Origin of the sequence: Opacimonas viscosa (assembly GCF_024199005.1) — a bacterium.
Classification (GTDB): Bacteria; Pseudomonadota; Gammaproteobacteria; order Enterobacterales; family Alteromonadaceae; genus Opacimonas; species Opacimonas viscosa.
On the sequence record NZ_JANATA010000296.1, the window covers coordinates 1 to 242 of the forward strand.

Genomic DNA, 242 nt, shown 5'->3' on the forward strand with positions numbered 1-242 from the left:
TCAAAGGCGTTGTTTATTCATCGTAATACCCTGGAGTATCGGCTTAATCGTATATCGGAACTGACCGGGCTTGATTTGGGCAATTTTGATGACAGGTTGCTGCTGTATGTGGCGTTACAACTGGATGAAGAGCGGTAGGTTATGCGTTAAGGTTGAGGCGGCGCTGGCTCATTCCCCTCAGCCCGAAGGGTAGAGGGGAATGCCCGAATTAACCGTCAGTTCGGGATTATTTACGCGTTAGT

The 242-nt window shown here is 49.2% G+C and carries 1 protein-coding gene; it reads left to right on the top strand.

Features of this window, described 5'->3' with window-relative positions; all coding sequences use genetic code 11:
- Positions 1-138, top strand: a 138-nt coding sequence (locus tag NLF92_RS13675; RefSeq protein ID WP_254102816.1) for a helix-turn-helix domain-containing protein, incomplete at its 5' end; no start/stop codon positions are given.
- Between the last annotated feature and the right edge of the window lie 104 nt (positions 139-242).